The organism is Rhizobium rhizoryzae (assembly GCF_011046895.1).
GTDB classification, from domain to species: Bacteria; Pseudomonadota; Alphaproteobacteria; order Rhizobiales; family Rhizobiaceae; genus Neorhizobium; species Neorhizobium rhizoryzae.
The window spans coordinates 64,130-77,870 of sequence record NZ_CP049248.1; the positions used below are offsets into that span (position 1 = coordinate 64,130).

Sequence of the window (13,741 nt, forward strand, 5' to 3'; positions counted from 1 at the left end):
GAATTCCCCCGGGTTTGAGCAATGATTGCCAGACCATACCGGAAGCAATCCTACGCTGCACTTTACAACAGAACCTTGCATTCTGTCAGTTTGCGTGGAGTGAGGCAGTGATGAAAGTAGCGATTTTTGGCCTGGGCTACGTCGGGTTTACTGCCATGTGCTGCATCGCGGCAGACGGACATTCGGTCGTCGGTTTTGATGTCAGTGAAAAAAAGGTTTTGGGAATTCGAGCCGGACATCCTCCGATCATCGAAGCAGGTCTTGAAGAAATGCTGCAATCGGGCCTCACCAAGGGCTTGATCTCCGCCCATACGAAGATCGGCAACCGTCTAGCCGATGTCGACCTCGCGATCGTTTGCGTCGGAACGCCAAGTGCGCCGGATGGCTCCCACAATATGACCTATGTTGCGGAAGTTTCACGCCAGATTGCCTCGGCTGTCAAATCAGCTCGCCGCAGTACGCCTCTGGTTGTTGCCTATCGTTCGACAATTCGTCCCGGCACTATAGAGGGACTGATCGCGCCGATCTTCCGGGCTGAACTGGGCGCTGATTTCGACGCTTCCGTCGAAATTGTCTACCATCCTGAGTTCCTGCGTGAAGGTTCGGCCGTCAAGGATTACTTCGATCCGCCCAAGATTGTGGTGGGGACCGCCGACGGACAGCCCAATGAGTGCCTCGCTCTTCTCAACCGGAACATCAAGGCACCAACGTTCGTGGTGAACTACGGTGAAGCGGAACTCACCAAATTCGTGGACAATACCTGGCACGCGCTGAAAGTCGCCTTCGCCAATGAGGTGGGCCGCGTCTGTCTTCAGCTTGGTTTGAGCGCATCGAAGGTCAGTGAGATCTTTCTTTCAGACACCAAGCTGAACATTTCGAGCTATTACATGCGCCCCGGCGGTGCCTTTGGCGGCTCCTGTCTGCCCAAGGATGTGCGTGCCTTTCAATATATTGCAGCTGACTGCGGCGCCCACACGCATGTTGTGGATTCGCTCCTGCGCTCGAACGAGGCACACAAGTATCGGCTTTATCAGTACGCCGCGAATGGCTTGAAGCCAGGGGGCAGAGTGCTTCTCGTAGGGCTGGCCTTCAAGGCCAATACCGACGACTTGCGTGAGAGCCCGAACATCGATCTGGCGCGCGCTTTCCTGCGCGACGGCTATGACCTGCATGTGTTTGATCCCGCAATTGATGCCACCAAGCTGGTCGGTGCCAATCTGGGCTATGCCTATACGCAAATTCCGACCCTCTCAAAGCTTCTTGTCGACAAGGCAACCGCTGAGACGACCGCCTACGACCGCATCGTCGTAACCAACGCTACGGGCAAGCTGCTCGACCTCGCAGACAAGGCAAACATCGTCGAGATCGCACACCTGCCTTGAGCAGATCAGTCGATGCTGGCGTCCCCCGGAAGGATAAGAAGATGAATGTCAACCAGACATGGAAAACAAGCACTAGCTTCGGGCCTGTTCTGGCTGGTCGCAAGATCCTGATCGTCGTTGAAAATCTGCCTGTCCCGTTCGATCGGCGGGTCTGGCAGGAAGCGCGCACATTGCAGAAATCAGGCGCGCAGGTTTCCATCATCTGTCCGATGGGGAAGGGGTATACCGAGCGTTACCAGTTGCTCGAAGGTATTCATATCTATCGCCATCCCATGCCACTCGAGGCAGACGGTGCTCTGGGTTATCTCCTGGAGTATTCTGCAGCCCTGTTCTGGGAGACGGTGCTATCGTGGAAGATACTCTTCAAGCACGGCTTCGATACCATCCAGGGCTGCAATCCGCCGGATCTGATCTTCCTTATCGCATGGCAGTTCAAGCTGTTGGGAAAACGCTATATATTCGATCATCACGATATCAATCCGGAGTTGTTCGAAGCCAAGTTCGGCAAGCGCGGTCTATTCTGGCGGTTGCTGCGCATGTGCGAATGGCTGACATTCAAGGCGGCGGATGTGGTCATCTCCACCAATGAAAGCTATCGCAAGATTGCGATCGAGCGGGGCGGCAAGAAGCCGGAAGATGTTTTCGTCGTTCGCAGTGGGCCGGACCTCAACCGAGTTAAGGCGGTCGAGCCGAACCTCAGCCTCAAGAATGGCCGCGATTATCTTGTTGGCTATCTGGGTGTCATGGGAGACCAGGAAGGGATTGATCTGCTTCTGCAGTCCGTTGCGCATCTGGTTCACACCAAGGGACGGCAGGACATTCAGTTCGCATTGGTGGGCGGTGGTCCCGCACTCGATAGCCTGAAATGCATGGCTCATCAGTTGGGCGTCAGCGACTACGTCACCTTTACCGGCCGCGCACCGGATCAGGTCCTGTTCGAGGTCCTGTCTACATCTGACGTCTGCGTCAATCCGGATCGGGTCAATCCGATGAACGACAAGTCGACGATGAACAAGATCCTTGAATATATGGCAATCGGAAAGCCGATCGTACAGTTTGATGTCACGGAAGGCCGTTACAGCGCACAGGCAGCTTCCTTGTATGCGAAGGCGAATGATCCGATCGATTTTGCCGACAAGATTGAAGAGCTTTTGGCTAATCCCGAAAAGCGCGCCTATATGGGCGGGTTCGGAAAGCGTCGGGTTGAGACGGAAATGGCCTGGACTTATGAGATTCCTAAACTTCTGAGTGCCTATAAGGCTGCAAAGCGCGCCTAATCTCATTCACAGGATCTCAGTTCATGAACTTTGTCTGGCTTGTCAATCGGCTTCGCTCCATGAGCCCGGCCGAGATCGCCTGGCGGGTTCAGGAACAGGCTTTGCGAAAGGCGGCGAAAGGCCGCCTGGACCGATGGGATCGATATGATCCGACCGGAAGCGAGGCTCCGAGAATGCCGGGCCTTCTGGCCTCTCTTGAGAGTGCCGCACCGCAACTGCGGCTAGCGGTTCAGCTTGCTGCTGAGCGCATTCTTTCAGGACAGTTCAGCGCGCTTGGCGTGACCTGGCCCGAATTCAATTGGCAAAACGGATTTCCCGAGACAATCTGGACCCTTGACCCTGTAACCGGCAAACATTGGCCGGGCGCGGATGCCTTCTCCTTCGATATCGGATATCGCCACGCCAAGGACTATGGCGATATCAAATATGCCTGGGAATATCACAGGCTCCAGTTCCTGCAGCCGGTTGCGGCCCATTATGCCTTGAGCAGGAATAAGGATGCGCTGGTCTTTATCGAGGCCGCCATCGAAAGTTGGTTTGCGCATAATCCACCCTATCGCGGCATTGGCTGGAATTCCGGGATCGAGCTTGGCTTGCGCGCCATCAGCCTTCTGTTTGTCAGCAGCTGCTGTGGATCCGACCTGTCGCTCGAAACACGCAAGCGCATCCGGCTTATTCTGGTGTCGCATCTTGCCTGGATGCGGCGTTTCCCCTCTGGGTATTCCTCCGCCAACAACCATCTCATCGCTGAATGCGCTGGTGAATTTCTCATTGCGCTGTGTATGCCGGAATTGCCGGACGCCTCCGCGGTTCTGGCCAAATCCGGCCATATTCTGGAGCGGGAAGCGGACAAGCAGATCCTGAGCGATGGTGTGGGGGCCGAACAATCGCCCACCTATGGTGCCTTCACTGCCGAATTCCTGTTGTTGTGCGCTTGCATGGCGCGCAACGCAGGCCGCCCACTTGCGGCCAGTGTCGATCAGGCCTTGTTGCGATATGCCCGTTTCGTCAGCTGGGTAACGTTGCGTGATGCGACGACGCCGCAGATCTGCGATGATGATGAGGGGCGTGTCATCACGCTTGCTGAAGCAGAACATTGCTATCCTGCGTCCGTTTCCGCCGCCATCTGGGGCTATCTCGGCCTCGATGCGGAAGGAGCTGTGCCTGCTCATCCGACATTGAGGGATTCAGTCTTTTCAAGCTGTACGGAAACGGCATCAATGCCGCAGGGCGTCCGTGTCTTCGAGGCTGGAGGCTATAGCGTCTTCCGAGGAAAGATCACCAACAAGGATGCACTTGTGGTTTTCGATCACGGACCGCTCGGCTATCTTTCCATTGCCGCACACGGCCACGCCGATGCCTTGGCCTGGCTGCTTTACGTGAATGATCGCCCCCTTCTGGTCGATCCCGGTACCTATCTCTATCATTCGGGCGGTGTCTGGCGTGACTGGTTCCGTGGCACAGCGGCGCACAATACCTTGCGGCTCGGCGGTCGGGACCAGAGCATTATTTCAGGTGCATTCAACTGGTCGCACAAGGCCAATGCCCGACTTATAGAACAGGCAGACGGCGAGCATCCCGCCTTCCTGGCCTGTCATGATGGCTACCTGAAGGAATTCGGTCTCCTGCACGAGCGCAGCATTTGCGTGCTCGGCTCTTCCATTCGTGTGCTGGATCGCCTTGTGGGGGATCGAAAACCGCCCCTCGTCGAGATGAGCTATCAGCTGGCACCTGCTGCCATAGCCAGGATCGAAGACAATAGCGTATTCGTTTCACTGGAAGATGAGCCGGTTCTTCGGATTGCCTTTCCTGACAATGGCAGGCTTGCAGTCATCGTTGGTGCAGGGCCCGATCAGGGCGGATGGGTCTCCAACAGGTTCGGCACAAAGGAGCCTGCGCCACGCATTGTCTGGACCACGGACAATTTTCCGGCAGAAGCCGTAACGGAATTCCATATCCCTTGATTTCAATCCGAAGATAAGATCAGCTGGTCTCGCCTCGTACTGACAAACGAACCCTGATCATTGCCAGTTTTTCCAGCGTAACCTTCGGATGCAAGGCCGCATTCAAGCCGAGGAAAACTAGTCCGCCAGCAAGGCTGGCGAAGCCCAAACGAAAGAATACTGGCAGGAATTGAAGCTCCTGCGTTGCAAGGGTTGCAGCACCTGCCGTGCCCAGAGCCACAAGGACAGCATAGGCAATGGCGCGCCATGGAACCGAGATGGGCGTCAGGCGATGACTGATGATGATAGAGACGATCATATTGGTTACCGCGCCACCGGCCAGTGCCAGTGCCGCACCGACTTCCGACATGCCGGGGATCAGCACGAAGCACAAAGCAATGCCGACCATGGAGCCGATCGTATTGTTGACGATCAAAAGCTGCGGCCGCTTGTGGGCATGCACCATGGCATTGAACACGAAGCTGGTCACATTGGCGATGATGACCGTCAGGGTGATGATGGCAAACAGGATGGTGTGGTGTCCGCTGTAATCCGGTGGCAGGATAAGGGTCACCAGATCGTCGCTCAATGCAATAAGCAGGGCAGCCGCAGGCAGGCTGAGGGAAATGATCAGCGCCATGACCTGTGTGAAGAAGGCGCTAGCCGCTTCCGGGCCACGCTCATCGAAGCGCCCTACCGCTTCTGGAAAGGAGCCCGTATTGACGGCATTTGCAATGGTGTTGATGGGCTGGCGCGCCAGCGAGAAGATTGCGGCAAAGATCGCAACAGAGGCGGCGCCATGAAACTCGTTCAGCACGACACGCTCGACACTATGCAATCCGAAGCTGACAAGAACGGCTGCGATGATCGGCATCCCCAGCGAAAAGAACTCCCTGCTGGTAAAGCGTGATGGACCAGGGACGATTTTTCGCGCAGCGATGGCGCCTGCAACGAGACCGGCAATCAGGGTGCCAAGATTGGATGCGATCGACACGGTCAGGAAGGAATTATGGTCCGTGACCATTGTCATGAGCGGAAAGGCCAATTGCAAAAAGGCGCGCAGGAATTCAAGCAGCATATAGGCCGTATGACGCTGCTGCAGTTGCAGAACGAGCAATGCAAATCGCGATACAGCCCCTGCAATCAGGTAGACGCAGATCGCGATGAAGAATTCCAGCCAGCGCTCCGGCAGCACAAAGAGCGAGGCGGGGGCTGCCAACAGGAATGCCAGCACCGTTGTTCCAGTTAGAATGCGTCCGGCCTGCAAAAGGCTGCCGCGGCTGACTTCTCCCTTGCCGCCGAGACGCAAGAGCGCGATGCGCATCCATTCGGTCACAGCCAGATCAATCAGTTCGCCGACCGTAACCACCAGCGTCAGAATACCGTATTCATGCTGATCGACGATCCGCGTGGCAACAACCACAAACAGCAACGCGCCCAGGCGCGTGAAGAGTGTGGCTGGAGCGTAAATGAGCGTCGAACGCAGAAGCATGCAGGGTTCCTTGCGGGGGATCGGGCGAACATCCCGCTATAATTTACGAAATCCTTAACGTCGAAACCTTAACAATGGCTCGGTATAATCATTCGAATTAGAATTGAGACACATAATGATCCAACGGCTCGAAGCTGACAGATCGCTGAAGGTCATGATTGCGACTCCGGGTGGCCGATTGGGTCAGGGTGGCATCGATCGTATTATGATGTCTCTTCACGATGAGTTAGCACGACAGGCTGCTCACGACGGATTGAAGATCGAAGCTCGTTTCGTTCAAACCCGAGGCAACGGGCACATCGTTCTCTCGCCCCTTTACCTCATCGGGTTCTGCCTGCGCATGGTGCTGGCACGGCTCTTGGGCCAGTTGGATCTCGTCCACATCAATCTCGCAAGTGAGGGTAGTACCTATCGCAAGCTGGTTATTGCGGCTTTGGCCCGGCTACTCTCCATCCCTTATGTTCTCCACCTTCATGGCGCGGAATATATGATCTTCTGGTCCGAGCGCGACAGTTTCATCAATCGCCAGATCAGGACGATGTTCGAAAAGGCCAGCCGGATCATTGTTCTGGGCCGGCCCTGGCGTGAATTCGTGCGGCGGAAGGTCCCAGAAGCCGCCGATCGCATCGTCATTGTCCCGAATGCAACGAAAGCACCAACCCAGCCCCACATGGGTGGCGGGGATAAGGTTCACATTCTTTTCCTAGGGCGCATCGGAGAAAGAAAGGGTGTTCCCCAGCTTTGCGATGCGCTGGGCGATATGAAAGACCTCTCCGGCTGGAAAGCGACGCTGGCAGGCGATGGTGAAAATGAATGGTTGCATCAGCGTCTGAAGCAACTGCAGCTTGAGGATCGCGTAGCCGCTCCCGGATGGCAGGGTCCTGAAGATGTTGCACGGCTGTTGTCTGAGGCAGACATTCTCGTGCTTCCGTCCTTTGCCGAGAATCTGCCTGTCTCGGTGATTGAGGGAATGGCGGAAGGCCTTGCCATCGTTGCAACGCCGGTTGGTGCAATCGAGGACATCATCACACATGAGCAGAATGGCTTGCTCGTTCCCCCCGGAGATGTTGTGTCCTTGCGGACTGCCCTTGAGAGGTTGCTGCGTGATCCTCAATTGCGCCAAGGCTTAGGCGAGGCTGCCCGGGAGACCCACAGGCGGCAGCTTGATTTGCCGCATTATGCCCGAAATATTTGTTCTGTCTGGGCAAATGCTGCCTGGCGCAACCAACGGTATTAAGGATTGGCGATGAAGGCACTGGATATTCTGCGCGGGCTCTATGTTCGTAGTCCCCGCTTTGTACAGAATGCGGCAAGGCCTTTTGTTTCACTGGTTCCGACCAAGATGAAATTCGGTCGCAATTACGCCGAATGGCGCCAGAGGATCGCCAGGGCCGCAAGCGATCCAACCTATTGCGCCGAACAACACCTCGCCGCTCTGCGTGCGCTTCTCGCCAAGGCCCATGCGGGAAGCCCTTTCTACCAGGCCGAAATCGAGCGTGCCTTTGGAACGTCCTTCAATCCATCAAACATCATGCCTGTCGATCTTCAAAGGCTTCCGGTTCTGACCAAGGCTCGTCTGAGGGCGGCGGGAGACGATGTTCTGGCCGTGCCCCGTCGACAGGTGGATAGTGCTGAAACCAGTGGCTCCAACAGCGAGCCCAGTTTTCCATTCTACCTCGACAAGGATCGTAGTCCCCGCGAGATGGCCTTCGTCTATGATGGCTGGTCGCGGATCGGCTTTGACGAAAACACACCACGCGCCAGCTTTCGAGGCTTCGCACTTCATGACACAAGTCAGATCATGGATTGGGATCCGGCGCTCAAGGAGCTCAAATTTGCCGTCTTTCCTTTGAGTGCGCAGGATGCGTCACTTTATCTCGATGAGATCGACAGACGAGAGATCCGGTATTTCTATGGTTATCCTTCCGCCATTGAACTGTTTTGCCGCCGCCTTCTCCAGATTGGCCGCAGACCGAAGTTACCGATCCTGGGGATTTTACCGATCTCCGAACCTCTCCATGATCATCAGCGGAGCTTGATCCGTTCGGTGCTGGGTCCGGTCAAAATCGCTCCTTTCTACGGTTTGAGCGAAAAGGTTGCCTTCGCCGTAGAGATCGAGGAAGAGGGCGGCATCTATGAGTTCAATCCTCTGTATGGACTGACGGAACTGCTGGACGACGACGACCTGCCCGTGACTGAGCCCGGTCGGGAAGGGCGGATCGTAGCAACCGGCTTTCTCTCCACCGGCATGCCCTTCATCCGGTATGATACCCGCGATTTTGCCCGGTTGGTTCAACTGCCCGGGCCTGAAAACGGTTACAGGTTACGCATCGGTGGCCTTGCCCCGCGCCGCAAGCCGGGCTTTCTGATTACATCAGAGGGAAACCGGATTGTCGCGACTGACTTCTCGCCGGAAGATACAGAATTCTTCAAAGGCATCAGGGAATATCAGTTTTATCAGGACAAACCGGGCATTGTCGTGATGCGCTATATATTGGATGAAAACGGCTCTGATGCGGATGTACGTCGCATGACGGACTATTTCGTTGCGAAGGCGCGTCACACACTTTCATTCGAGTCCGAGCAGGTCACGCAGATTGCAAGCGGTCGAGGCGGCAAACGCGCCTTCATTGATCAGCGCCTCGATCTGGAACTCTATTGAGGCACTGAAAGACCAAGAGCCTGTAGCATCGGCTTGTCCGGGACAGCCGGGCCTCTTGGTTCTATGACGGACATTCCGTGCGGATTGGAATACTCCCAGACCGACCAAGGTATTCCATGGCCTTCAGCGATCTGGCGAACGGTCTGCAGATAGGCAAGCCGGTCCGCGTCATAGGCACCTGAGCGACCGTCTGTAGACATCCGCATGACGCCGAACTCACCCATGAAAAGCCGCTGCGGCGGGATGTTGTATCGTTTTGCCCAGTCAACGGCCTCACCAATGCGGGCCTTCAAGGTTGCGGCGTTCGAGCCCTCTTTGAAGTACTCGTTTATCTCAGACTTGAGGCGGGCAATATTGGCTGCCTGCTGGAGGCTGTTCAGGCCCTCTGCCAGCATGTGAACGCGCAATCCCTCGATCACGGTTTCGGGCGAGCCGGTATTGGCCGGCCAGGGGAAGCCGGAAAAGAAGCCGTTGGTCCAATCGGCCTTCTGGTGCGTGAAGCTGTGCGGCTCATACATATGAAAGCTGTAATAGATGTTCTCGTCGTCGAAATTCGGATCGAGATTGGTGAGCCCGGTAATGCTACCGCCACAGGCTCCAGTGACAATGATGGTCATCCGACGATCGATCTCACGGATGTCTGCGACCGTAGACGCCATGATCCGCTGCCAGTCATCCGTGCCACTGGCATCGCAAGGGTAATAGGCGGGCTCATTATAGGGTTCGAAGGCAACTTTATCGGCTCCATGCCTGGCCAGCATGGTGGCGACGGCCTTGACCATGGAACGGTAGCGGGCAACGCCTTCGCTGTCGGCGCCATTATAGAGAATATCCATGTCATAGGCGGGCACCTGACTGACACCATGAAGATTAAAGACCACCTTCAGGCCAACCTTGGTCAGGCGATCTATGGCACGGCTAAGGACATCAAGAGCCTGCTGGCGACGTTGGCCTTCACTGTCGAGCAAAGGGCCTGGATCGACGGTCAATCGCACAAAGTCGAAGCCTAGCAGGTAGATTTTTTTAAATGGATCGCCCTTCGGCCAGTCGCTGAGCGGGCGCTCGCCGGACTGCCATTCTTCAACGCTGCGATACGGTGGCCAGCGATAGGTTTTGTCTTTCGTGAGAGGGGACCAGTTCAGCCAATCATGCAGGCCAACGCCCCGGTGAAGGGCTATTGGTTGGGCAACAGAAGGAACGGCAACAAGTGGTAGTGTGAGTAGCAGCAAGGAAAAAATAATCCGGCGCATTATCTATTCACCCACTTGTAGAAGATAAAATGCAGATGTTCTGGCATATATTGCAGCATAATACGAATGAAACTGCATTTCCTAAATTTTAAATTCAGAATTTCGATTTAAATTTTAATCAATTATCAAGCGTTAACCTCTTTGCCCGGTGTTATTCCCTACATGTTACGTTACGCTCGAATTCCTCGTATATTCAATATATCTGAAGTGAGCAATGCTGGCACAGATATTGCGGGCGGTGAGGCGATATTCAGGAGCGATCTTTCTTCACCAAAGAGGCTTGGGCACAGGCAGGCCAAGGAGACGGTATGCTTTCGGATTTCGTGACAATGGTCGCGGCGCGAATTGCCAGGGTCGATCTCATGACGCCCGGTATCATTCTCGTTACAGCGCTTATCTGCGCTTTGATTGCCTATTGGAAAGTGGTCGAACACAAGTCGCTGCGTGGTTTTTTTGATTTTGCCTTTCCGCATGAGATTATGACGCATCCATCGGCACGGGCCGATGTTCTGTTCTGGATTACCAAGAAGCTGGCCATGCCGTTTCTGGCAATTCCTGCAGGCATTACCTTTGTCACTTTGATGGGCTATGCGACCAATCAGGTTGTTGGCGGACTGTTCGGGATCGAAGCGCCTTTGGTCGACGGCCCAGCAGGTCCCGTTACCATCCTGCTGTTCACCGTCACCATGCTGCTTGCCTATGATATTTCCTATTACAGCTATCATTATGTGCAGCACAAAGTGCCGTTCATGTGGGAACTGCATAAGGTTCACCATTCTGCCGAAGTCATGGTGGGGATTACCAAGGATCGGGTACATCCGTTGGATGATCTCATCAATCGGGCCTGGGATGGGGTGATCGCCGGCTTCTTCTTTGGCCTGTGGACACTTGTCGCGCTGAACCCGGTCGAAGTGACGATATTCGGGATCAATGTCTATCTGATCCGCAACATCCTGATGATGGATTTTGTGCGTCATACGCACTTCAAGATTTCCTTCGGGCCATTGAACAACATCATCCTCTGTCCCCACTGGCATCAATTGCACCACAGCGTCGACCCACGGCACTATGACAAGAATTTCGGTTTGCTCTTTTCCTTCTGGGACCGACTTTTCGGAACGCTTTTCGTTCCAAAGCCGGATGAGGATTTCAAATTCGGTCTGATGGACCGGGATGTCCGCGATTATCAGTCCCTGCAGGGGCTTTGGATCCTTCCGTTGAAAAAAATGACCAGGCAGCTGATGAAATTATCCCGCCGGACTATAGGCCGCTTTTCAAAGAAAGCGGATGAAGCACCAGCTGAACCGCAGCAAGGCGGATAGGAATGGGAATTGCAGTTTCAGGTACGGAACGGACTTTGACGCGGGCCGAAATCGTGGTGACCACAGAGCGCCTTCAGGCGGTCGCTTCTGATTGGCGACTGCTTTGGCAAGCTCAAAGAGGCTCCATCTTTCAGAGCCATGAATGGATTTCTGCCTGGTGGGACAATTTCGACGATCAGCGCCATCACCGGTTGCGGATTGGGCTACTGTGGAGAGAAGAGCGGCTGATTGCAGTTCTGCCCCTGGCGATCTGTCATCGAAAGGGTTTCCGTTTTCTGGAGTGGGCCGCGATCGTCCATAGTGACTATGGCGGTGCCCTGAAAGCCGCGGACTGTTCCTTGTCGGAACTGCGCGATCTCTGGAATGAGATCGCAGCAAGCGGTGGCTTTGACATTTTTTCCATAACGCGCATCGTGCCAAACAGCGATGCCGCGCGCCTGTTCGATGGTGTGGCATTAAGTGAAACGCATGCGACGCGAGGCGAAAGACCGGAAGTCAGCTACCGCGTCGGAAACGGCGATGGCGATGGGACCACATGGTATAACAGTCTCTCAAAGAAGATGCGCAAAACCTACCGCCACGGCTATAACGTCCTGGAGCGGTCCGGCAATCTGCAGTTCCGGCGGCTGGCAGAGGATGAACCGCTGCAACCCGTTCTTGAGCGCCTTGCCGATCTGAAACAGCGTTCCCTGCAAAGTCGCGGACTTTCCTCCCAGCTTTTTTCCGCGGACATGCGCTTGCTGACAGCTTTCGTCGATGTCATCCGAAAGCTCAGCAAGCTGCATATCTTCGTGTTGGAATTGGATGGTTCCATTGCGGCCATCTCGGTAAATTTCGAAGAACACGGCACTATGATGTGTTGGGTTACCACCTTTGATGCGGGGATTACCCAGACATCGCCCGGGCTGCTCCTGATGATCGATTATATCAAATGGTCGTTCGATCAGGGTTTGGTTTGCGTGGATTTCCTGAGTGGTGGCGAGGCATTCAAGAACCGCTTTGCCACGCACTCTGTGGTGCTTGAATCCCTGACCGGTCCTCGAAACCTCAAAGGTGCCCTGGGCCTGAGGGCGTACAAGCTGCGTGGAAAATTCGTGGCTCTCAGATCATCAGGTTTTGCAAAGACGCAGAGTGACGAGGAGTAATTTCAAAGGTCGAACTCCGCTCTAGCCACATCATACGCACCAGCTTTACCCCAGCCTGCTGTGTCATCACCCCCTATCTGCATTGAGATGCGAAGGTAATGGGGGTCGGATTTGAGCAGGGTGCTTGTTGTTGGGGCCGGTTTTGCCGGAGCCGTCTATGCCAGGGAACTGGCCGAAGCCGGATATGAGGTGGAGGTTATCGACAAGCGATCGCATATCGCGGGCAATTGCTATGACTATGTCCATTCCAGCGGTGTGCGGATCCATCACTATGGCCCCCATCTGTTTCACACTTCCAACATGCGCGTCGTGGAATGGCTGAACACGTTTACCGACTGGGTGCCTTATGACCATTGCGTCGTCGCTCGTCTGCCAGATGGGCGACTGGTGCCTGCGCCTGTCAATCTCGATACCGTCAATGCTGTCTTCGGTACGCAGTTGGAAACGCCACAGGAGGTTGCGGATTTCCTGTCGACCCGCGTCATTGCGCGCGACCCCATCACCAGCGCTGAGGATCATCTCTATTCGAAGATCGGACCGGATCTGACAGATCTCTTCTTCCGCCCCTATACGCAGAAGATGTGGGAGCTCGATCTCAGCGAAGTGGATGCATCGGTTGTGCAGCGCTTGCAAATTCGAACCGATCGCGAAAATCGTTACTTTCCGTCAGACACGTTCCAGGCCATGCCAAAGGACGGATACACGAAGATCTTCGAGCGGATTTTCGACCATTCGAAGATTTCTGTGCGCCTGAATACGGAATTCAGCGCGAGCATGCTGGCGGACTATGATGCCTGCTTCAACAGCATGCCGATCGATGAATTCTTCGGCTACGAATTTGGAGAACTTCCCTACCGCTCGATCCGCTTTCATCTGACGGAAGTCCCGAAAGCGGATGCGCCTGAGCATGTCGTCATCAATTATACCGACACGTCTCCCTATACCCGCGAGACCTGGTGGCATCGGATCCCTGCGCACCTCGTCTCGGATACGGGCACGGTGTTGCGAACTGTGGAAGAGCCTTGCGATTACAAGGACAATCACCTGGAGCGCTATTATCCGGTCAAGACGAGCGATGGCCGTTTCGAGAAGATCTACAAACTCTATCAGGAAAAAGCGGCTGCCAACGACCGGCTGGTCTTCATCGGCCGATGTGGCACCTACCAGTATCTGGACATGCACCAGGTCATCAACCAGTCGCTGACCCACGTCGGGAAGTGGATCCAAGATCACCGATGAACAACGAAAAAGGCCATCCCGGTTTCCGG

At 55.1% G+C, this 13,741-nt stretch carries 10 protein-coding genes; 8 read left to right on the forward strand and 2 right to left on the reverse strand.

The annotated features are described in order from the left end of the window. The first annotated feature begins 110 nt into the window (after positions 1-110). From G6N80_RS00585 to G6N80_RS00595, 3 genes are read left to right on the forward strand one after another with little or no spacing between them, the layout of a single operon-like run. Positions 111-1,382, forward strand: a complete 1,272-nt coding sequence (locus G6N80_RS00585; protein ID WP_165130500.1) for a nucleotide sugar dehydrogenase — start codon at positions 111-113, stop codon at positions 1,380-1,382. Positions 1,383-1,423: 41 nt separating this feature from the next. Then, on the forward strand, positions 1,424-2,659 hold the full coding sequence (locus tag G6N80_RS00590; RefSeq protein WP_165130502.1) for a glycosyltransferase family 4 protein: 1,236 nt from the start codon (positions 1,424-1,426) through the stop codon (positions 2,657-2,659). Between the two features lie 23 nt (positions 2,660-2,682). Continuing rightward, complete coding sequence (locus tag G6N80_RS00595; protein WP_165130504.1) at positions 2,683-4,623, forward strand: heparinase II/III family protein; 1,941 nt, start codon at positions 2,683-2,685, stop codon at positions 4,621-4,623. 19 nt (positions 4,624-4,642) lie between these two features. Here the strand turns inward: G6N80_RS00595 and G6N80_RS00600 are convergent, their stop codons facing one another. Next, on the reverse strand, positions 4,643-6,094 hold the full coding sequence (locus G6N80_RS00600; RefSeq protein ID WP_165130506.1) for an oligosaccharide flippase family protein: 1,452 nt from the start codon (positions 6,092-6,094) through the stop codon (positions 4,643-4,645). A gap of 115 nt (positions 6,095-6,209) precedes the next feature. Here G6N80_RS00600 and G6N80_RS00605 point away from each other — a divergent pair, with 115 nt between their 5' ends. Beyond that, complete coding sequence (locus G6N80_RS00605; protein WP_165130508.1) at positions 6,210-7,331, forward strand: glycosyltransferase family 4 protein; 1,122 nt, start codon at positions 6,210-6,212, stop codon at positions 7,329-7,331. A 9-nt stretch (positions 7,332-7,340) separates the two neighbouring features. Next, on the forward strand, positions 7,341-8,756 hold the full coding sequence (locus G6N80_RS00610) for a phenylacetate--CoA ligase family protein (RefSeq protein WP_165130510.1): 1,416 nt from the start codon (positions 7,341-7,343) through the stop codon (positions 8,754-8,756). Here the strand turns inward: G6N80_RS00610 and G6N80_RS00615 are convergent. Beyond that, on the reverse strand, positions 8,750-9,985 hold the full coding sequence (locus G6N80_RS00615) for a glycoside hydrolase family 5 protein (RefSeq protein WP_246251347.1): 1,236 nt from the start codon (positions 9,983-9,985) through the stop codon (positions 8,750-8,752). The genes G6N80_RS00610 and G6N80_RS00615 overlap by 7 nt on opposite strands. Positions 9,986-10,314: 329 nt before the next feature. On the opposite strand from G6N80_RS00615, the gene G6N80_RS00620 reads away from it, so the two are divergent. The 3 genes from G6N80_RS00620 to G6N80_RS00630 all read left to right on the forward strand — a co-directional run bounded on the left by G6N80_RS00620 (position 10,315) and on the right by G6N80_RS00630 (position 13,712). Further along, on the forward strand, positions 10,315-11,328 hold the full coding sequence (locus tag G6N80_RS00620; protein ID WP_165130514.1) for a sterol desaturase family protein: 1,014 nt from the start codon (positions 10,315-10,317) through the stop codon (positions 11,326-11,328). Positions 11,329-11,330: 2 nt separating this feature from the next. Further along, a complete protein-coding gene (locus G6N80_RS00625) occupies positions 11,331-12,473 on the forward strand; it encodes a GNAT family N-acetyltransferase (protein WP_165130515.1) in 1,143 nt (380 codons plus the stop codon). A gap of 120 nt (positions 12,474-12,593) precedes the next feature. Continuing rightward, positions 12,594-13,712, forward strand: coding sequence for a UDP-galactopyranose mutase (locus G6N80_RS00630; protein ID WP_246251353.1), 1,119 nt, complete (start codon positions 12,594-12,596; stop codon positions 13,710-13,712). Positions 13,713-13,741 lie beyond the last annotated feature (29 nt).

Coding starts and splice junctions, on each gene's coding strand:
- G6N80_RS00585 (WP_165130500.1), top strand. CDS start 111: ATGAAAGTAGCGATTTTTGGCCTGGGCTACGTCGGGTTTACTGCCATG.
- G6N80_RS00590 (WP_165130502.1), top strand. CDS start 1,424: ATGAATGTCAACCAGACATGGAAAACAAGCACTAGCTTCGGGCCTGTT.
- G6N80_RS00595 (WP_165130504.1), top strand. CDS start 2,683: ATGAACTTTGTCTGGCTTGTCAATCGGCTTCGCTCCATGAGCCCGGCC.
- G6N80_RS00600 (WP_165130506.1), bottom strand. CDS start 6,094: ATGCTTCTGCGTTCGACGCTCATTTACGCTCCAGCCACACTCTTCACG.
- G6N80_RS00605 (WP_165130508.1), top strand. CDS start 6,210: ATGATCCAACGGCTCGAAGCTGACAGATCGCTGAAGGTCATGATTGCG.
- G6N80_RS00610 (WP_165130510.1), top strand. CDS start 7,341: ATGAAGGCACTGGATATTCTGCGCGGGCTCTATGTTCGTAGTCCCCGC.
- G6N80_RS00620 (WP_165130514.1), top strand. CDS start 10,315: ATGCTTTCGGATTTCGTGACAATGGTCGCGGCGCGAATTGCCAGGGTC.
- G6N80_RS00625 (WP_165130515.1), top strand. CDS start 11,331: ATGGGAATTGCAGTTTCAGGTACGGAACGGACTTTGACGCGGGCCGAA.